Here is a 19005-nt window from a genome sequence, read left to right on the forward strand (position 1 = left end):
AAAATGGCTGCAACAGCGTCCAGCCTGTCTGCGATGGCGCTCCGCGCCGCGAAGTTGGCGCGCAACGCAGCGGCCAGTGCGTCTGGCGGCGGGGCCGCCGCAGCACCGGCTGCGATGTCCCGACGCCAACCCGCCGACCTTGCCGCCAAGAAGCAGCTAGGCCCGGTGCCCGGCCAGTTTCCGCCGGTCAAACGTGTCAAGCAGGTGCTCGGAACCCACGCGCAACAATCAACCTATAAAAGAACACCGTCTGGCGCATCGGTCGAGGTCGACCACATGACTCCAGATTCACTGCATCAGCCTGTGGGCAGTTCGAGAAAGAGCGGTGGTGGGGCGGCACTGAGCAAGCGGCTGCCTGCAGCGGCGATGAATGAAACCCAGCACCGCCGCAAGCTCACCACCGGCAGTAGCAAAGCTGCCCAGCACTTTCGCGCATATCTGCTGCAAGCGCACCACGGAATGGTGCCGTTCGCGGGCAGGATGCAAACAACGCAGGATCACTATGCGGCAGCGATCCAAGCCGAGCTCGGTGCGACGACGACGGAATCGACTCTCTTCGGAAAACCGACACTCCATGATCCGCGGCCCTTCGACAAGCCATCGCAGAAGGGCGTGGTGCCGAGACGGGACGCGGAGTGGGGCATGGACAGACAGCTCGACATGCTAAAGCGTCTCAAGAACACCGGTCATATCGATTCGACGCATGAAAGCCATCTTGTGGGCGTTGTCACCGAGCGGCGCGCGGCACTTGCCGACATGTACAAAAAAATGAGCACTAAAGCTGAAGGTAAGGGGCCAAAAAAATCCTGATGGCAGCGTATCCGCCTGAAGTGTCATGAGCCTCATGAGGATGGGTGTAAGCGGGCTTTGGGTCTCGGTCAGTCATCAGCGAATGGTTTAAATTTTTTAAGGAGTGCAACATGGCAAAACAAAGATTGCTTAAAGAGGGTTTGGGCTTCGTGGGTCTGACGGGTTGCGACAAGATCAGGGCAATGGTCAACGCGTTGACCAAGCATATGACTCCGGTGGGAGGGCCCGGCGGGGTGATGAATGCCTTGCAGCTGACGCAGAGGCGGCTGGCAGCAGGCAACAAAATTCCGGCCAATACATCGGGTGTTTCAACCAAAGATTCGCTTCATAAGTCCTTCATCGAGAACGATGTGCTCCACGAGTACACCGATCAGGTTCATCACACGACAGTGAGCCAGGGCAAGATCACGGGCAGCCAGCAGATTGGGGGCCCGTCGTTTATGAAGTTTGATCTCAGGAAGAAGGGCCATTACACGGGCTTCAAGCCTTTTTGATCGCCGGCAGCTCGACTGCTGGGCCTGCGGTGTCAGGTCCGCTGCCCTGACCGCGGGAGTGCCTGATGCCTAAGCCGACCAAACTGACGAAGTCCAGAAAGACCTTGCCCGATCTGCCGGGCCCGCCTTCCCCCCAAAAGGCAAAGGCTGCAAAGGTGGCGAAACTGGCGGCGATCCAGAGGGTCGGCAAGGCAAAACCCCGCAAGCTTGGCGACCTGGCGCTCATGGGTATGCCCACTAAAAAGAGCTGGCGTCAGGGCACCGACCAATGGCTTGGCAATGTTATGGCCTATAAGGCCTCGCAAGATCGCACGCTGACACCAATGCAGGCCAAGGACGGGTTTCGGCCCCAGGTAGTAGATATGGTCGTCGGATCGAAGGCGTTTCCCAAAGGAGCCTTCCGTTACGCTTCCAACCCGACGAGCCACGGGATCAGCAGCGGCTATCACGAGGCGTTCGTCGTGACTGACATGACTCCCAAGTTGCAAAAGAGGGTGAAACATGCCAAGGGCATGTCAGCCATGCCGGCCATGGAAGAAGCCTCCTGGAAAGCTTTTTCTCACGCTACTTTCCCGGAAAGCAATATAAGACCAATGATGGAGGCGGGTGACGGTGCGAGAACAGATACCGCTCGTACTATTTTGAGTGGACCGGGCGGTTCCGTTGCCGGGCACAGCGGTTCCGGGGTCCGCAGCACCGGTCAGGCTGCCGCGCATGATATGTTGCGGGCGGCCTCAATGGCCGCGTTGCAGGACACGGAGATGACGCCCGCCGCCATGGCGGTGACTGCCGCGGCCGCCACGGTTTTGACAATGGCTCCCGGCGCGCTGGCCAGCCGGGCAGAGGGAGCAGAAAAACTCAAGGATAAGCGCGCGCTTGGAACCTGGGAAGATGATCGTAACCAGGCCAAGGAGCGCCTCGCCCAGGTCCACGGTGCGCTCAAACCGGCAGAAAAAGCCGTCGTGCGGCGACACCTCCAGGCGCTGGCAATCAGCGTCGGCGGGACGCGCACGCTTGATCCTGCTCAGCCCAGCTCGCCGCGCAGGAGTACCGCGCTGGAAGCCGGAAATGCGGTTGCCGGCGGCGGCTATGACGGTTCACAGATTGGCGGGAAAGCCTCCAAAGCTCCCCCCGCCAGCGGGAGCGCGCGCGACATCACTCAATACGTATCAGAGCCGTTCCGCGTGGATCGGTCATGAAATACGCGCATTCGCCGGGTCGTCAATGCTGTTTCAGCGTTCTGGCACCGGCCATCCCCAGGCTTTCAAAGGAGTAAACCATGGCATCCAAACGACAAACGCCAGCGCTGTCCAAGCCGGTCACAGCGCAGTCAGGCCCGAAGACGACGCGTACGGCATCGCCTTCCACCGCTGCTCCGCCGCGAGACCTCGTGCATGCGACGATGACGGTCACAGCGCCTGGCGGAGGGCGCCTGACGGGCGGTGATGCTTCGCTGTCTGTGACTGGAAAAAACACCGCCTGGGCCAAAACACCGGTCCCGCATGGAGGCGCCGGCGTACCGAAATACCAGACCCGCGTGGCCTATATGAAGGCCAACCACGCGGCCCATCCGCTTGCACAAAAACTCATGGACCGGCATGTCCAGCAGACTCCGGCTGAGGACAAACGCGGGCTTTCCTGCGCCGAAGGGCACAGCCTCATCGCCGCACACCAGGAGCTGAACCAGCGCGGCAACACTCATGCGGCGGCACACCTCGACGCGTTCACGGCCGGGCTGGTACCAGCCGTACCGGCTTATGTGCCGGCAGCTGCACCGACCTTCGGCGCCAACACCAAAAATGCGCGCAAGAACCTGCTCATGAGCAAGTACCAGGCGGCCGAGGCAACCCGCATTGCGGAACACGGCACGCTCATGCAGCAACGCCAGGCTACGCTCGACGGCCTTGCCAAAAGCATGACCGGCATGGACAGCTGGCACGAGTACGCGGCGAAGGAGTCGTCGTTCCTGGCCTGGAACGACGTCCAGCAGCACGGCGCGCTGACCAATGTGCACCACCACGCCACCAGCGAGGTCAGTGCGGGTCACGCGATGGAGTATTGTGTGAAGTGCCGTGCCGAAGTCGCCGGCGGTCTGAAAAACAAATGACCCCGATCCGGCAGACCGCTCGCCGGCGGCGGCAGGAAAACCCCGACCACAAAGAAATACATGCCGCGCATCTATGAATCCCCCACGATGGGTGACGCCAACATCCGTGTCGCGCTCGTCAGTGACCTCGGCCAGGCCGACCTGCTCGTGCACCGGGTCAGCAGCTGGGGCCTGGCCACCCGCCCGTGGCTTTGGTACATGGCCCCCAAGCAGGATGCGAACCTGTACGTCTACTTTTGCTCGCTCGGCATGGCACAGCTCGTGGTCTGCTATGTCGACACCTACGGCCAGGCTGGTTGGGTCAACAAACTGCAGCGGCACCCGGTAGCGCACTTGCTGCGCTGAGTTGTTATTTGGGTGGGGGCGGCAGTGAGATGGTGCCCATATTGGGTGGCAGCCCGAGCTTGAGCGAGAGGTAGTTGCGCTGGGACAGTGCCTCGTCCGCGCTGCCAAAACGCCCGACGGTGACCACTGACCATGAACCGCCCTCGGGCTCGCCCATCAGCACGACCGTGCTGGTGACACCTTGTGCCTGTATTGACGAAGCCAGCTGGCTGGCGGGCTGCGCCGTCGAAAACTGTGCGGCCTGCAGCGCGAAGCTTGGAGAGGCCGTGGCCACTGTCGGCAATATCAGGCTGGCCGCAGGCAGGGGTGATGACGCCGCGACGGCCGGCGCGCTTGCTGGGGCCGCAGCGGCTGCAGAAGCGGCAGCAGCCGCCGGTGTGCTGCCAGATGTCGCGGCGGGTGCGGAAGCCGCCGGTATGCCGGGATCGGCACGGCCCTGGATTTTCGCTCCGATTTGTTGCACTATTTTTGCCGCACCTTCCTTGAATGAGGAAGGCGCGAGCAACCCGGCGGCGAAGGCCACCATGCCGAATACCAGGGTCAACAGGACAAGTCCGTACTTCGCAAGCACGCTCGGACTCAGGCTTCACCGGCGCGGGTAGCGGTGGTGGCCTGGACCCGGCTGGGGCTCAGACTGTGTTTGCGCACCAGCCGTCCGAAAGCGCTGCGATCCTGTCCCGCGATCAGTGCCGCCTGAGTCAGGTTGCCGTTGGTTTGCATCAGCAAGCGGCTCACATACAGCCGCTCGAACTCCTTGACGGCCTGCTGCTTGGCTGTGCGAAAGACCTCCGGTTCGGCGGCAGCGGAACGCTCGCCGCGGGGCTGTGACATTGCCTGGCTGATATCGACTTCGTTGCTGTCGCTGAGCAAGAAAGCCCGCTGGACAACATTTTCGAGTTCACGCACATTACCGGGCCACGTGTAGCTCTGGATGAATGCGATCGATGCCGGCGTCAGGCGAACCTGGGGCCTTCCGTGATGGTGGCCGAGCCGCGTCAGGAAAATCCTGGCAAGTTCGATCCCGTCGTCGCCACGCTCGCAAAGCGTTGGCAGATAGACCGATAACACGTTGATGCGATACAGCAAGTCCTTGCGAAAACGGCGTGCTTCGGCAAGCTCGTTGAGGTTGGCGTTGCTGGCCACGACGATACGAACGTCAGACTGTTTGGTCGAACTCCCGCCGACGCGGCGGTAACTGCCGTCTTGCAGAAAGCGCAGCAGTGCGGCTTGGGCCTTGAGGCTGAGCGCGTCGACCTCGTCAAGGAAAAGTGTGCCGCCACCGGCTTCGCTGACAAGCCCGAGCGAGGCAACTTTTGCGTCAGTGAAAGCCCCACGCTCGTGACCGAAGAGCTCACTTTCAACCAGGGTTTCGGCCAGCGCGCCGCAATTGACCGGAACAAAAGCGCGGTCGGCCCTCTTGCTGCCGTAGTGAATGGCCCGTGCCACCATTTCCTTTCCGGTGCCTGTCTCACCCTCGACGAGAACCGCCGCATCAACTCTGGCGACACGCTCGATCTGCGTACGCACTTTCGCCAGGGATTCCGAAGATCCCAGCAACTGGAAGCCGAATCTTGCACTCATCAACATCCCCCGTTTTATTGCGGCTACTTCAGGGGCTTCTGCCTGCTTTCGCGAGGAAGCAAGAAGAAACCGAGTGCCTGGAAGCGCAAACATAAGAGAATTGCCAACCCCTCACATCCTCCAATTGCAGGAGCAATTAGTACCGAAAATTCGTGATTGACCTGGCTACTGAACTGCACTGAAGGCTGACGCAACTATTCACTGAATTTCAGCTTCAAACTTCTGTAAGCAGAATGTGTGAATTGCATTCGAGGTGCGGTGATTCCCCCAGGAATTTTTTGCCTCTTTTCACGGTCAACCGGACAGCCTTTCGCCAATACGGCTGGCGTTTTCCAGTGCTGACCAGTTCTGACAAACCTTGTGTGGCGATGACTGCTCTTGTCTGATCGTCGATACCTATTACGCCTTACAAACTCGCGAATGAGCATCGGGTTTTTTGGAAATGCCCAAAGCCTGTGACCTTTCAAATCGCTCCGATCACAACCCTCATCCCCCTGTCAGAACTGACAGGTAGGGCATACACGGATCGGCTCGCAAAACTCAATACTTTTCCCCGGATCCTCGACGGGCCCTGGTAAACGACAGTCTGCAAACCGACGGAATCGTTGCAATCGATGTGATCATTCCAATCGCTGTGGCATGCTTGTGCGCATGACAGTGCGCGGCAAACTCGACAATTGGGCCAGGCGGATCAAGCGCGATGGATTGACGCTCTGGTTCGCCGGCAAGCACCCGGCAACGCCCTGGTATGCGAAGGCGCTTGGGCTCTTCGTCGTGGCCTATGCGCTGAGTCCCATTGATCTCATTCCGGACTTCATCCCGGTGCTCGGGTATCTGGACGATGCCTTGCTGCTCCCGGGGCTGATCTGGTTGACCATCAGGCTCCTGCCTCCAGAGGTGCTCGCCGATTGCCGCAACCGGGCTGATGATTGGGTGAAGGAGCAGGGTGCGAAGCCGGGCAGCCGGATTGCCGCGTTCGTGATCGTGCTGATCTGGATCGGATTCGCCGCGGCTTTGTGGATCTGGCTTGTCCAGCCGAGGTTATAGCTCCCGCACCGTTCCGCTCAATCGCAGGTCCCTTGATCCAGTGCAATACAAAGCAAATCGGCAAGGCGGCCGCTCGCATGTAGCGCTTCCGTTATAGCCCGGGGTGTGTACTCCAGCAGTACATGTCGCAAACAGGCCGCGCCGATGTCACCATCTGTATCCATACGGGCGCCCAAAAATTTGCATTTCTGATGACGCTCCCTCTGTCAGTCGTCACACTGAAAATCCTGACAAACGTCACAAAATGTGGAAGACGAAAAGATCCCTCGCGGGGCAGTAGCAACCGCCTTGTCAAAGGTATTACTGCGGCGTATCTTGCGATCAAACAAGCACAGCAGGGGGACACGCTTGAAAAAGTTGAAGTCGCTGACTTTTCACGCCAGGTCGATTCGCTCCCACCTGTTCTGGACCTATGCCGCGCTGGGTACGGTGCTTGTTGTGGCGCTCATGGTACTGGCCGAGCTGGCGGCAAGCCGCATCGTGCTGGACGGCGCGCAGCGCGAGCTGGAGCAACTGGGCCGCCGCACGCAGGAGCAGCTGCTGCGCTTTCAGGAGCCGGCCCGCGCCTGGCTGGAAGCCACCACCAATGACCCGCACGCCGGCCTCGAAGGCGAGAACGACATTTCAGTGCAGCGCATGCAGATGTCGATGCAAAACCGCTATCCCCAGATCGCCTCGCTGGTGTTCGGTTACCCGGACGGCAGTTACCTGCAAAGCATGGTGCTGCGCACCGAGCGCGACCGGGCCTGGGCCAAATCATTGCCGGAAGCCCGCTATGCGGAGCAGATCATCCGGGTCGACGAACACGAAAAGCGGGTGGAGGAATGGGTTTTTTACGACCAGCAGATGACCGCCATTGCCAGCGAGCGGCGTCCCTGGGGCAACCGCTATGACCCCCGCAGCCGGCCCTGGTACGAGGGGGTGAGCGAGTTGAACCTGGGCACCTTCCAGGCCACCGACCCTTTCATGCTGCAGCTTCCGGCGGAGTTCGGCATGGCGTTGTCACGGCCGCTCAGCGGGCCGAAGGGTGGCGTCGCGGCGGTAACGTTCACGGTCGCGGGCCTCTCGGATTTTCTGCGTGCGCGCAGCCAGGAAAGCCATGCCGAGCTGATCCTCTTTGATGAGCAGGGCCGCGTCTGGGGCTGGTCCGATGCGGACCGTCTGCGCCGTTTGCTGGCGTCCGGCCGGCCCGTGAGCCTCGCCGCGCTGGATGACCCCCTGTATGCCGCGTTGCCGCCGCTGATGACGCAGGCCTCTCTGAAAGATACGCCGATTCATTCGGTTGAAGGCGCAGACGGCCAGCGTTTTGCCGCAGTGGTGATGCCCATGGAGGGCGTGTTCAGCCGCAAGGCCTATGTGGCCCTGGTGTCTGACCAGAACCTGCTACTGGCGCAGGTGCGGCGTATGCGCTGGATGTTGCTGGGGGTGGGCGTGGCCGGGCTGGTGCTGCTGATGCCCATGCTGTTCTGGATGGCCAACCGGCTGGCCAGGCCCCTGAAAAACCTGGTGCGCTCGGCCAGGCACATCCGGCAATTTGAATTCGACAGCGACATTCCCCAGGACAGCGACATCGCCGAGGTGCGCCGGCTGCAGGAATCGCTGGCGCTGGCACGCATCGCGTTGCAGGGCTTTTCGCGCTACGTGCCGCGGCCACTGGTGCAGCATTTCATTGCCAACCGCCTGACGCCGCAGGCCGGCGTCGAGCAACGCGAGCTGGCCGTGCTGTGCGCCGCGCTGGACGAGGAGCACGCCACGGCCATGACCTGGTCGCCGCATGCCGACCACTACCTGCAGATCCTGGCGGTGGAAGTGGCGCAGGGCAAGGGCATGATGGACCGCTACGAAAGCTGCACCGCCGTCGCACTGTGGAACACGCCGCTCAATGTGTCCAACCCGGCGGGCTACGCCTGCGAGGCGGCCCTGCGCGCGGTGGACTCCATGAAGACGCTGGCCGAAGGCCTGGACGTGCCGGTAAAACCACCGCGCTTCGGCCTGGATTTCGGCAATGCCACAGTCGGCAACTTTGGCACCTGGGATCACCTGACCTTCACCGCAGTGGGCGCACCGCTGGACCGGGCCCGGGCGCTGGCGCGGCAGGCCAATGCGCTGGGCGTGAACATCGCCGCCAGCCGTGCGGTGGCGCTTGCGGCCGCGCGGTTTTTCCGTTTCAGGCTGGTGGCCACAGTGCCGCTGGGCCCGAAGGATGAGCCCTGCGAGGTGTATGAGCTCGTGGAAAGAATAGACCACGAACACCATGCGAAACACGAGGGCGTGAGCCTGCCGGCCGTGTGAGCTGCAGGTTTGCGCCGTCGGGTCCGCGTGGCTGTTCTTCACGTGAAAGAGAGGTCTTTATGGCCGGCAGATCAATGTTGACGCGCAGGCACTGGCTGCGCCAGGGCGCCGGCCTGGCCGGCGCAGCGACGGTGGGCGTTGCGCAGCTTGCCCGCGCGCAGGCCGGCAAGCCGTTCACCATGTCCTATGGCTGGGTTCCATGGGCAGCGGGCAACTCGCCGATCACGCAGCACATGATCAACAAAAAGCTGGTCGAAAAACACGCCGCAGGGTTCGGCTACGACCTCACGATGGATTACCGCGCCTACCCCGCTGCGGCCCCGCAGGTCGAGGCTCTGGCCGCCGGCCAGCTCGACATGGCCATGTGGGGCAACACGCCGACGCTGCGCGCCATTGTCGCGAAGCTTCCGTTCAGCCTGGTGTCGGTGGCGGAAGGGCGGCTGCGCTTTTTGCTGTGCACGCGCAAGGACTCGCCCATCCGCAACGTGCAGGACCTCAAGGGCAAGACGGTCGGCACGCTGGTGGGCGCAGACCCGTACAACGCATTCACGCAAATCCTGCGCTATGAGCTGGGCAACCCCGACCCGGCCGCGCACGGCATCCGCATGGTGCACCTGCCCACCCTGCCCGAAGCGGCGCAGGTGCCCAGCGGCGTGGACGCCACATTGGCCGTGTACCCGGCCTTCCTGAAAGCGCAGTCCACGGGCACGGTGGCTGTGATGAACTCCTACGGCTACACCGAAGGGCATTACGACGGGCCAGCCGGCAAGGGCGCCGGCATCCTGCTGCCCTCGGTGAAGAATTCGCCTTTCTATCCGGACGGCTATTACCTGCACCGGTCCTTCCGCATCGTGCATAACAACATCGTGGAAAAACACCCCAACCTCGTGCTGGCCTTTCTGCTGGCGCAGCAGGAGGCCGTGAGCGCGCTCAGCGAAGCCGACCCGGAGGCCGTGTCGCAGCTGGTCAAGTCGTATTGGGGCCTGTCGCCGGCAGATGGCGCCAGGGTGGTTCGCGACGAAGTCGTGTTCCGCCGCGGCTGGTCCTGGTCCACCGAAGGTGACGCGCTGGCTTTGTTCGCCACGTCCAAAATGATTGCAGGCGCAAAAATCATCCCGCAACCCCTGAGCTGGGCGCAGGTGAAAAGTGTGTTCGTGCAAACCGCGCCGCTCGCCAAACAGGCCTACGAGCGGATGGGTGCCAAACCCGCCATCGGGGAATTCCAGAGCGCGAAGGTCGGCGACCTCCGGGGCCTGCCTTCATGGGAAATGCAGCGCTGGAAGGACCGGATCTAGAGGTCGTTAGCCGACGAATGCTATTAAAACCATAGCTGCTTGCGCATGATCCTATTGGGATACAACCACTTTTCATGCTTGAAAATGGCCTTTTTCAAGCGGTTTTAGCGTGTGGAGGCAGGCGCTGGACCGCGGAAAAAGGCCCTGGAGCCCGCTTTTGATGCGTAAAAAAGGCCTGCAACCCAATAGAGTCATGCGCGAGCAGCTATTTAATTGATAGCAAAATGCTGACGTCGCGTTCAGATGCAGGCCAGCTCCACCCATTGATGCAGCGTGTCCGGCTGCCGTATTACCTGCACCAGGCTGGCCGCCGGTCCGTTTTTGCTGATGGCCAGCACCACGGTGTGCATGGCCGGGTCATTCAGTGCCGCGCGCAGCAGGGGCATGCCGGCGCTCTCGGGTGCCTTAGCGTCAGGCGGCGCTGCGCACAAGGCTTCCATCAGCCGGGTTGCCAGCGCCACGGTCAGTGCTGCAGGCCGTTCCATGTTCAACCGTTGCGGAAAAGGAAGCTGTAGGCATTGAGCGCCGGCACGCCACCCAGGTGCGCGTACAGCACGCGTGAGCCGGCCGGAAACTCGCCGCGCCGGACCATGTCGATCATGCCCTGCATCGACTTGCCTTCGTACACCGGGTCGGTCAGCATGCCCTCCTGGCGGGCGCACAGGCGTATCGCCTCCAGCGTGCCTTCGGACGGCAGGCCGTATTCGGGGCCGCCGTAGCGGGTGTCGAGCACAACGTCTTTTTCGGTGATGGGGCGGCCCAGCTCTACCAGCTTGGCGGTGTTCTGTGCGATGCGCACAATCTGCGCGTGGGTCTGGGCGGGCTTGGCCGACGCATCGATGCCGATCACCCGGTCGGCGCGGCCGTCTGCCGCAAAGCCGACCACCATGCCGGCCTGCGTGCTGCCGGTGACGGAGCACACCACGATGTAGTCAAACCTGAAACCCAGCTCGGCCTCTTGCGCGCGCACTTCTTCGGCAAAGCCGACAAAACCCAGGCCGCCGTACGGGTGCTCTGAACAGCCCGCCGGAATCGGGAAGGGCTTGCCGCCCTTTTTGCGCACGTCTTCCATCGCCTGCTCCCAGCTCGGGCGGATGCCGATGTCAAAACCGGCCGCGTCCAGGCGCACGTCGGCGCCCATGATGCGCGACATCTCGATATTGCCCACGCGGTCATACACCGCGTCGGAGTAGTTGACCCAGTTCTCCTGCACCAGCACGCACTTCATGCCCAGGTGCGCCGCCACCGCCGCGACCTGGCGCGTCTGGTTGGACTGGATGCCGCCGATCGACACCAGCGTGTCGCAGCCCTGCGCCAGCGCCTCGGGGATCAGGTATTCCATCTTGCGCGTCTTGTTGCCGCCGAACGCCAAGCCGCTGTTGCAGTCTTCGCGCTTGGCAAACAGCTCGACCTTGCCGCCCAGGTGGGCGCTCAGGCGCTTGAGCGGCTGTATCGGGCTGGGCCCGAAGGTCAGCGTGTGTTTTGCAAATTTCTGGAGCTGGAGCGGATATTGAAGTGGGGTAGGCATGGAAGTTTTTCTCGGTTGAAGCCCTGGTGCGTAGACTGAAATGGCCGCAAAGAAGGAGGGCATGTGGGTGAAGGGTTGGGTGCAGTCCTGGGTCAAATCGTATCGCCGGGTCTGTGGAATGAATTGCATACTTCAGCGAATAAAGCGACCCAAAAATCTTTGAATTGGATAAATGCACAATTTATTTTGTTGAATTGCCATTTAATGCAAGATTTGTACAATTCCCCAATGGAAAAAGAACTCGACCGGGTAGACCGCAAGCTCCTGAAGCTGCTGCAGCAGGACGCCTCATTGCCCAACATGCAGCTGGCCGAAAAAACCAACCTCAGCGCACCGGCCTGCTCCAGGCGGGTGGCCAGGCTCAAGGAGCTGGGGCTGATCCGCAAGACCGTGGTGCTGGTCAACCCGCGTGCGCTGGGCTACAACGGCCTGGTCATCATCGGTGTCGTGCTCGACCGCTCCACCACCGACTCATTCGCCGCGTTTGAAAAAGCCGCCGCCGGTTTGACGGGCTGCCTCGAGGTGCAACTGGTGACCGGTGAGTTTGATTATTTTGTGAAGCTGCGCATCAAAAGCATCGACTCGTTCAACGAGATGCACACCGCCCAGCTCGTGGCCCTGCCCGGCGTGCGGCAGGTGCGCACCTTTGTGTGCCTCAAGGAAGTGTTTGAGACGACCGTCATTCCGGTCTGAGGTGGCGGGCTGGGCCCGGAATCAATTGCGCAGTCACTCCTTGCGCTCTTCGTAAGCCGGGTCAGCCGAATACGCCGGGCGGATCCGCGTCTTTTTGACGATGCCGGCAGGCGTGAACAGAATCACCAGCTCCGGGTTGGCCGCTGTGGGTTGCGAAGTCTTTTTCCGGTAGACCCACACCTCGAATCCGCTGTCGAACTTCACCGACGCGGCGGCGTCGCCCAGCGTTGCCGCCACGTCGGCCTTGGTGGACTGCCCGGCCACGATGGCGCCCTGCGCGCTTTCCATCGTCATGGCCGGGTCGCGAAAAGGCGGCGGCGCCTCTTGCGAGCCGAACAATCCCCCCGGGCCCGCGCAGCCGGCCAGCCACAGGCAGGCAAGCAGCATCGCACCGGCATGCCGCAGCGTTTGACGGGGCAAGGTTTTCATCACGGCCCGTCCATGTACTCAAACTCCACCAGCGTGTCGTCCGGCCAGCTCCGGTCACCCAGCGGCAGCACGTAAGTGCGGTCCACCAGCACCTCGCAGTCGCAATACGGCAGGTCGCTGTTCAGGTTGGGGTCGTCGCTGGCGGCGGCATACAGCTTGTCGACGGAAAGAATCTCCCGCCGCGGGCCGTTCACCATGGCCACGCTGAACAAAGGCCGGTCTGCAAAGAAAAGATAAAGCGGCGCCTTCCTGTCGCAATAGGCCGGCGTATCCAGAATCACCCGAGCCAGCCGGCCGATCACATTGGTGGTGTTCGACACCAGGCCCGCCTCCATGCCCACCCGGCACTCCAGCCGCAAGTCTCCCAGCCGCCGCGTGTTGGGCGGCAGGCCCGGTGTGCGTATCTCCGTGCGCCACGTCATGGTCTGCGCCTTCCGGTTCGGAATCACTTGCGCGTTCTCGTCAAACGCCTTGGGGTCACGCTCCAGCGTAAAGGTATGGTCCGGCGCCACCGCCACGCCAAACGCCACCGTCGTCCCGATGACCTCCATCTCGATGCGGTCCATCTCCGTTTCGCGCTTGCGCGGCAACAGCTTGAAGCGCAGCGACGCATTGGGCGCCATGGCAGCACGCTGCTTCTCGAAAAGATCCATGCCGCGGACCATCTTGCGGTAGGACTTTTCGACGGGGTCGCGGTTTGCCTTGGCGGCGATGGTGACTTGCGGCAGTGTGCCTGCGGGTTTGTCCTGCGCAACGGTGCCCAGGCAGGCAGCAGCCAGGGCTGACGCCAGGATCAGCCGTGTGGCGAGGCGAAAAGGGCGGGTTGACATGGCACCGTCAGTACGGAACGGATTCACAGGTAAAACCAATCCTAGTGCGCGCGAACACGCTGCTGTGTAGGACTTGTTCCAGCGGTGCGGCGGGCCGCCGTTCCGCTCGCCGGCGGGCCTCCGCAAGGGGGTTCAGGGTTGAGCAGGGGCGCTATTAAATCAGGAGCTACTTGCGCCCGTCCTGATTAGGTTCCAGGCACTTTTTATGCCTGAAACAGGCATTTTTAAGGTGTTTTCCACACCCGCCGCCGGCGTGATGAGGCGCGCCGGCGCTCACACCAGCGCCGGCAGGCTGTCCAGCACTTTGTCCAGTGTGATCGGGTAGTGGCGCACCCGCGCGCCGGTGGCGTTGTAGACCGCATTGGCCACTGCCGCGCCGACGCCGCAGATGCCGAGTTCACCCACGCCCTTGGCTTTCATGGGCGATGAGGTTGGGTCGGTCTCTTCCAGGAAGATCACGTCCTGGTGCGGAATGTCGGCATGCACCGGCACCTCGTAGCCCGCCAGGTCGTGGTTCACGAAAAACCCGTGACGCTTGTCGACAGCGAGTTCTTCCATCAGCGCCGCGCCAACTCCCATGGTCATCGCGCCTATCACCTGGCTGCGCGCGCTCTTGGGGTTGAGGATGCGGCCCGCGGCGCAGACGGCCAGCATGCGCCGCACACGAATTTCGCCGGTGTAGATGTCGACGCCCACTTCCACAAAGTGCGCGCCGAAGGTCGACTGCTGGAATTTTTTTCCCAGGTCGCCGAACTCGATGGTGTCTTCGGCGACGAGGCCCTGGGCGCCGGCAGCTTCAGCCAGCGGCACAGAGCGGCCACCCGCGCTGACCATGCCGTCGGCAAACGTGATGTCGCCCTGGGTCATTCCCAGTTTTTGGGCGACGGCTTCGCGCAGCTTCATGCAGGCGGCGTACACGCCCGACGTGGAGCTGTTGGCGCCCCATTGCCCGCCGGAGCCGGCCGACACGGGAAAGGCGGAGTCGCCCAGCCGCACAAACACCTTTTGCAGCGGCACGCCCATGACTTCAGCGGCGGTCTGCGCAATGACGGTGTAGGTGCCGGTGCCGATATCCGTCATGTCCGTTTCAACCGTGACGAGGCCGGTGTTGTCCAGCCGCACGCGCGCACCAGACGGCATCGTCAGGTTGTTGCGAAAAGCCGAGGCGACACCCAGGCCCACCAGCCAGCGCCCTTCACGCAGCTGGCCCGGTTTGGCTACGCGCCGGTTCCAGCCGAAGGTCTGCGCGCCGGTTCTCAGGCATTGAATCAGCTGGCGCTGGGAGTAAGCGCGCTCGGGCTTTTCAGGGTCTACCTGCGTGTCGTTGAGGACGCGGAACTCCACCGGGTCCAAGCCCAGCTTTTCCGCCATTTCATCCATCGCGATCTCGAGCGCCATCAAGCCGGGCGCCTCGCCCGGTGCACGCATCGCATTGCCCTCGGGCAGGTCCAGCACGGCCAGCCGTGTGGCGGTCATCCGGTTGGCGCCGGCGTAGAGCAGGCGCGTCTGGTTCACCGCGGTCTCGGGCCCGCCGCCGGGCAGGTCGCCTGACCAGCCCTCATGACCGATAGAAGTGAGCTTGCCGTCGCGCCCCGCCCCCAGGCGTATGCGCTGGATGGTGGCCGGCCGGTGGGTGGTGTTGTTCATCATCAGCGGCCGCTGCAGCGCGACCTTGACCGGCCGCCGCACCGCGCGCGCCCCCAGCGCGGCCAGCAACACATCGGCGCGCAGGAAAAGCTTGCCGCCGAAACCCCCGCCGATAAAGGGCGACACCAGTCTGACGTTGGCTTTGGGGATACCCAGCGTCCTGGCCAGATCGCCCACGCCCCAGTCGATCATCTGGTTGGCTGTCCATACCGTGAGCTTGTCGCCCGTCCACGCGGCGGTGGTGGCGTGCGGCTCCATCATCGCGTGGGACTGGTCGGGCGTGGTGTAGGTGGCGTCCAGCTGCACAGGCGCCGCGGCAAAGGCGCCCGCGAAATCGCCCACCTTGGTCTCAGGTTCTCCCGAAAAATCAGACGCCTTGGCCAGCGGCGCGCCGTCTTTTTCTGTTGCCAGGTTGAACTTGCCCGGCGTGCTCTCATAGACGATGCGTACCAGTTGCGCGGCGGCGCGAGCCTGTTCGAAGGTGTTGGCCACCACCAGCGCCACGGCCTGGTGGTAGTGGTCAATCTCCGGCCCGCCCAGCAGCCTGGCGGTGTTGAAGCTGCCCTTGGTGAGCTTGCCGGCGTTCTCTGCGGTAATGATGGCCAGCACGCCCGGCGCGGTGCGGGCCGCGCGCAAATCCATCGACGCGATGCGGCCCTTGGCGATGCTGGCGCCTGCGACGTAGCCGTAGGCCGCGTCCGGTGCGGCGTCGTGGCGCTCGTAGGCGTAGGGTGCGGTGCCGGTGGTTTTGAGCGGGCCGTCTATGCGGTCGGTGGGCTTGCCGATGACCTTGAGCTGGTCAATGGGGTTGGTGGTGGCAGGGGTGTCGAATTTCACGATGCGCTCCTCGCCTGGGCCAGCACGGCGGCAATGGTTCGCTCTGCCAGTGGCAACTTGAAGGCGTTGTCATGTGTCGGCGTTGCGCCGGCCAGCACGCCGGCCGCAAGAGCCCGCGCACCTCGCGGCATGGCGGCCTCTGCGGCTTCAACGCGCCAGGGCTTGTGCGCCACGCCGCCCAGGGCGACCTTGCCGGAGCCATCACGCTGCACGATGGCAGCCACGGAAACAAGCGCGAAGGCGTAAGAGGCACGGTCACGCACCTTGCGGTAGATGTGCACGCCGCCGGCCGGGCGCGGCAGCGTCACAGCGGTGATCAGTTCGCCGGGCTCCAGCGTGGTTTCGATGTGCGGCGTTTCGCCTGGCAGCCGGTGAAAGTCAGCAATCGGAATGACGCGCGCACGGCCGTCGGCCCGCACGGTTTCTACCGATGCGTCGAGCACCCGCATGGCAACAGCCATATCACTCGGGTGGGTGGCGATGCAGGCCTGGCTGGTGCCGATGATGCCGTGCTGGCGGTTCACGCCCCCGATGGCGCTGCAGCCGCTGCCCGGCTGGCGCTTGTTGCAGGGCTGGTCGGTGTCATAAAAGTAGGGGCAACGTGTGCGCTGCAGCAGGTTGCCGGCGGTGGTCGCCTTGTTGCGCAGCTGGCCCGAAGCACCGGCGAGCAAGGCCCGTGACAGCACGCCGTAGTCGCGCCGCACGCGCTCGTCGGAGGCGAGCGCGGTGTTGCGAACCATCGCCCCTACACGCAGGCCGCCCTCGGGTGTCGCTTCAATTTTGTCGAGCGCCAGGCCGTTCACGTCGACAAGGTGCGCAGGCGCTTCGATCTGCAGCTTCATCAAATCCAGCAGGTTGGTGCCGCCTGCGATGAATTTTGCCGTCGGGTTGCGGGCCACCGCCGCTGCGGCTTGTGCCGGTGAGGTGGCGCGTTCATAAGTGAAGGGTTTCATGCCTGCGCCCCCGCCACTTCAGTGATGGCTTCAACGATGTTGGAGTAGGCGCCGCAGCGGCAGATGTTGCCGCTCATGCGCTCCCGAAGCTCGTCGGGTGAGAGCAGCGGCCGCGCGGTGATGTCCGCGCTGACGTGGCTGGGGACGCCCCGGCGCAGCTCGTCGAGTGCGCCGACGGCAGAGCAGATCTGGCCCGGCGTGCAGTAACCGCACTGATAGCCGTCATGCTTGACGAAGGCTGTCTGCAACGGGTGCATGCGCTGCAAGGTTCCCAGCCCTTCGATGGTGGTCACCTTGCTGCCCTCATGCATCACGGCCAGCGTCAGGCAGGAATTGATGCGCTGCCCGTCGAGCAGCACGGTGCAGGCGCCGCATTGGCCGTGGTCGCAGCCCTTTTTTGTGCCGGTGAGGTGCAGGTGCTCGCGCAAGGCATCGAGCAGCGTGGTGCGCGTGTCCAGGTTCAGGGTGTGGGCCGCGCCGTTGACCTCGATGGTCACGCGCCCCTGAGGGACGGAGCCGGGTGCGGCGAGCGGTGAAGAGGGGGCTGCAGTGGCGTCTGATGGCATAGTGGTCACAGCCGCTGAAGCGGCGCTAGCGATCAGGATACCTCGCCGGGAGATGGTGAGTGCATCGGTGGGGCTTTCCATGGCTTCTGCCTTTGTCCTTAAAGATGGAGTGGGGAGTGGCGAAGTAAACCGCCAGCATCCCGGAGCAGGGCCGATTGCACTGTAGGAAACAGGCTTGGTGGGGAGTCAGTTGCCGCCACTACCACCACTGCCATCACTACCGCCGCCGCGTCGAAGTCAGGAAGCACGCCTGGCGCCTCCTCCTATTTCTTTTGCCTTACTTTGCCGACAGGTTGTCAAGCGAACCAAAGCCTTGACCCCGGCGGCGCAGTGCCTCGATCCGTTGGCAGCAGCAATCCTGCAAAGGGGCTGCGCGATGCGCTCAGGCAGAAATCCTGGGCTCTTCCGTCAGGCTGTAGCAGGTGAACACCTTGTTCAGGGCCGGCAAGGGCGCCGCTTCCATTTCACCCACTGCGGGTTCCATGATGACCATGGCGACCGTGGCCGAAAGGTTGTCGTGGCTGCCGATGCGGGGCGGGCGGCAGACGGAGTAGGGCAGGCCAAAGTTGTCGAAAAACGCGTTCTTCAGTTCCTGGCGGCCCAGCTTGTCTTGCTGGTTCAGCAGCTTGCGCACGCGCCAGTCGCGATAGTGGCTGTCGGGTGATTGGGAAATGCCCAGGTCCACCAGCTTGCTGAGCGCTACCGGGCTCATCCAGTGGTTGGCGTGCACGATCAGGTTGTCGGTGCCGGGATAAATCGGAAACGATTTGTTGGTGGTGCATTCAAAATCGATACCGAAGCCCTGCGACATGCCCAGCATGATGTTGTTGGAGCAGGACTTGGGTGTTGCGGCCACGGCCTTCATGGCCAGCGAAAAAATCTCTTGTTCCAGCACCTTGCGCCGGATCAGCGATAAAGGCACACCCAGCTGCTTGAAGTCGCGGTCTGATTCGAGGTAGTTGGCGGTGATCGACACACCAGCGCTGTTGAAGCCGCTGCGGGCCAGCCCGCCGGCTTCGACAAAGGTCAAAAAGTCGGGACCGTTGTCGTTGCGCACGCGCAGCACGACGGAGGTCTCGACGCATTCGGCGCGCCAGTCCCAGTTCTGGCCGTGCAGCAGGTTGCCGTTGGCCGAACGCTCGGGCAGGATGAGGGCGCCCGTGCAGCCGTCGCCGGGTTCCTGGTCGGCGGCATTGACCTTCTCGGCGCGGGCCTTGGCCAGCACCTCGGTGCGGGCATTGATCATCACGATGTCCTGGAAGTCCACGCCCGCGCCCTCGGCAATGCCGCGCATCTCGTCGATGTAGTGGGGTGCGAAGTTGCCGATTTCCTTGGCGAAGAAGTCGATCAAGCGCGCGCGTGCCTGTTCGCTGTAGCCCAGGTTGACCAGCGTCTGGCCGTACAGGCGCGCGCTGCCGCGTACCCGGTCAGCGGCCTGCCGCCCGTACTGCAGGCCGCGTTCATGCGGGCTGCCGGAGACGGAGATAAAGGGGAATTGTTCGATGTTTGCCATGCTGGGCTGCCGTAAGAAGTTGCGTGAAGAGAGATGAC

Annotated in this window: 19 protein-coding genes; 9 read left to right on the forward strand and 10 right to left on the reverse strand. The window is 63.0% G+C overall.

Translation table 11 applies throughout. The annotated features are described in order from the left end of the window. Positions 1-114 precede the first annotated feature (114 nt). The 5 genes from AC1D13_RS16310 to AC1D13_RS16330 all read left to right on the forward strand — a co-directional run bounded on the left by AC1D13_RS16310 (position 115) and on the right by AC1D13_RS16330 (position 3756). Positions 115-810 carry a hypothetical protein gene (locus AC1D13_RS16310; RefSeq protein ID WP_477689917.1) on the forward strand — a complete coding sequence of 232 codons (696 nt, stop codon included), beginning with the start codon at positions 115-117 and terminating at the stop codon, positions 808-810. A gap of 110 nt (positions 811-920) precedes the next feature. Then, on the forward strand, positions 921-1304 hold the full coding sequence (locus tag AC1D13_RS16315) for a hypothetical protein (protein WP_457282551.1): 384 nt from the start codon (positions 921-923) through the stop codon (positions 1302-1304). A gap of 65 nt (positions 1305-1369) precedes the next feature. Continuing rightward, a complete protein-coding gene (locus AC1D13_RS16320; protein WP_477689918.1) occupies positions 1370-2503 on the forward strand; it encodes a hypothetical protein in 1134 nt (377 codons plus the stop codon). 80 nt (positions 2504-2583) lie between these two features. After that, the gene (locus AC1D13_RS16325; protein WP_457282553.1) at positions 2584-3411 is read left to right on the forward strand and encodes a hypothetical protein; all 828 of its coding nucleotides are present in this window, start codon (positions 2584-2586) and stop codon (positions 3409-3411) included. A 60-nt stretch (positions 3412-3471) separates the two neighbouring features. Next, positions 3472-3756, forward strand: a complete 285-nt coding sequence (locus AC1D13_RS16330) for a 7(1) septoil knot domain-containing protein (RefSeq protein WP_457282554.1) — start codon at positions 3472-3474, stop codon at positions 3754-3756. Positions 3757-3760: 4 nt separating this feature from the next. Here AC1D13_RS16330 and AC1D13_RS16335 read toward each other — a convergent pair whose 3' ends face one another. Both AC1D13_RS16335 and AC1D13_RS16340 read right to left on the reverse strand, forming a co-directional pair. Beyond that, positions 3761-4300 (reverse strand): SPOR domain-containing protein, encoded by a 540-nt coding sequence (locus tag AC1D13_RS16335; RefSeq protein WP_477689919.1) that lies wholly within the window; start codon positions 4298-4300, stop codon positions 3761-3763. A gap of 35 nt (positions 4301-4335) precedes the next feature. Further along, positions 4336-5337 carry a sigma 54-interacting transcriptional regulator gene (locus AC1D13_RS16340; RefSeq protein ID WP_477689920.1) on the reverse strand — a complete coding sequence of 334 codons (1002 nt, stop codon included), beginning with the start codon at positions 5335-5337 and terminating at the stop codon, positions 4336-4338. Positions 5338-5988: 651 nt separating this feature from the next. Here AC1D13_RS16340 and AC1D13_RS16345 point away from each other — a divergent pair. The 3 genes from AC1D13_RS16345 (at position 5989) to AC1D13_RS16355 (ending at position 9971) form a co-directional block, all read left to right on the forward strand. Beyond that, entirely contained in the window at positions 5989-6384 is a 396-nt protein-coding gene (locus AC1D13_RS16345; RefSeq protein ID WP_457282622.1) for a YkvA family protein, read from the forward strand. A gap of 348 nt (positions 6385-6732) precedes the next feature. Further along, positions 6733-8676 (forward strand): hypothetical protein, encoded by a 1944-nt coding sequence (locus tag AC1D13_RS16350; protein ID WP_457282557.1) that lies wholly within the window; start codon positions 6733-6735, stop codon positions 8674-8676. A gap of 59 nt (positions 8677-8735) precedes the next feature. Beyond that, positions 8736-9971: an ABC transporter substrate-binding protein gene (locus tag AC1D13_RS16355; protein ID WP_477689921.1), complete on the forward strand. Its 1236-nt coding sequence runs from the start codon at positions 8736-8738 to the stop codon at positions 9969-9971. Positions 9972-10210: 239 nt separating this feature from the next. Here the strand turns inward: AC1D13_RS16355 and AC1D13_RS16360 are convergent, their stop codons facing one another. Next, positions 10211-10456: a hypothetical protein gene (locus AC1D13_RS16360; protein WP_457282559.1), complete on the reverse strand. Its 246-nt coding sequence runs from the start codon at positions 10454-10456 to the stop codon at positions 10211-10213. Positions 10457-10458: 2 nt separating this feature from the next. Beyond that, a complete protein-coding gene (locus tag AC1D13_RS16365) occupies positions 10459-11499 on the reverse strand; it encodes a 1-aminocyclopropane-1-carboxylate deaminase (protein WP_477689922.1) in 1041 nt (346 codons plus the stop codon). 228 nt (positions 11500-11727) lie between these two features. Here AC1D13_RS16365 and AC1D13_RS16370 point away from each other — a divergent pair, with 228 nt between their 5' ends. Next, positions 11728-12192, forward strand: coding sequence for an Lrp/AsnC family transcriptional regulator (locus tag AC1D13_RS16370; protein ID WP_457282561.1), 465 nt, complete (start codon positions 11728-11730; stop codon positions 12190-12192). 33 nt (positions 12193-12225) lie between these two features. Here the strand turns inward: AC1D13_RS16370 and AC1D13_RS16375 are convergent, their stop codons facing one another. From AC1D13_RS16375 to AC1D13_RS16400, 6 genes are all read right to left on the reverse strand, one after another. Then, complete coding sequence (locus AC1D13_RS16375; RefSeq protein WP_477689923.1) at positions 12226-12621, reverse strand: hypothetical protein; 396 nt, start codon at positions 12619-12621, stop codon at positions 12226-12228. Next, entirely contained in the window at positions 12621-13451 is an 831-nt protein-coding gene (locus AC1D13_RS16380) for a hypothetical protein (RefSeq protein WP_477689924.1), read from the reverse strand. Before AC1D13_RS16380 ends, AC1D13_RS16375 begins: the two co-directional genes overlap by 1 nt. Positions 13452-13724: 273 nt before the next feature. Further along, complete coding sequence (gene paoC, locus AC1D13_RS16385) at positions 13725-15935, reverse strand: aldehyde oxidoreductase molybdenum-binding subunit PaoC (protein ID WP_477689925.1); 2211 nt, start codon at positions 15933-15935, stop codon at positions 13725-13727. After that, positions 15932-16888, reverse strand: a complete 957-nt coding sequence (locus tag AC1D13_RS16390) for an FAD binding domain-containing protein (protein ID WP_477667386.1) — start codon at positions 16886-16888, stop codon at positions 15932-15934. Before AC1D13_RS16390 ends, paoC begins: the two co-directional genes overlap by 4 nt. Beyond that, positions 16885-17535 (reverse strand): aldehyde dehydrogenase iron-sulfur subunit PaoA, encoded by a 651-nt coding sequence (gene paoA / locus AC1D13_RS16395; protein WP_477647584.1) that lies wholly within the window; start codon positions 17533-17535, stop codon positions 16885-16887. The genes AC1D13_RS16390 and paoA overlap by 4 nt, the downstream gene beginning before the upstream one ends. A 301-nt stretch (positions 17536-17836) precedes the next feature. Beyond that, entirely contained in the window at positions 17837-18967 is a 1131-nt protein-coding gene (locus AC1D13_RS16400; protein ID WP_477689926.1) for a C45 family autoproteolytic acyltransferase/hydolase, read from the reverse strand. Positions 18968-19005 lie beyond the last annotated feature (38 nt).

This window comes from Polaromonas sp. P1_E12 (assembly GCF_056405975.1).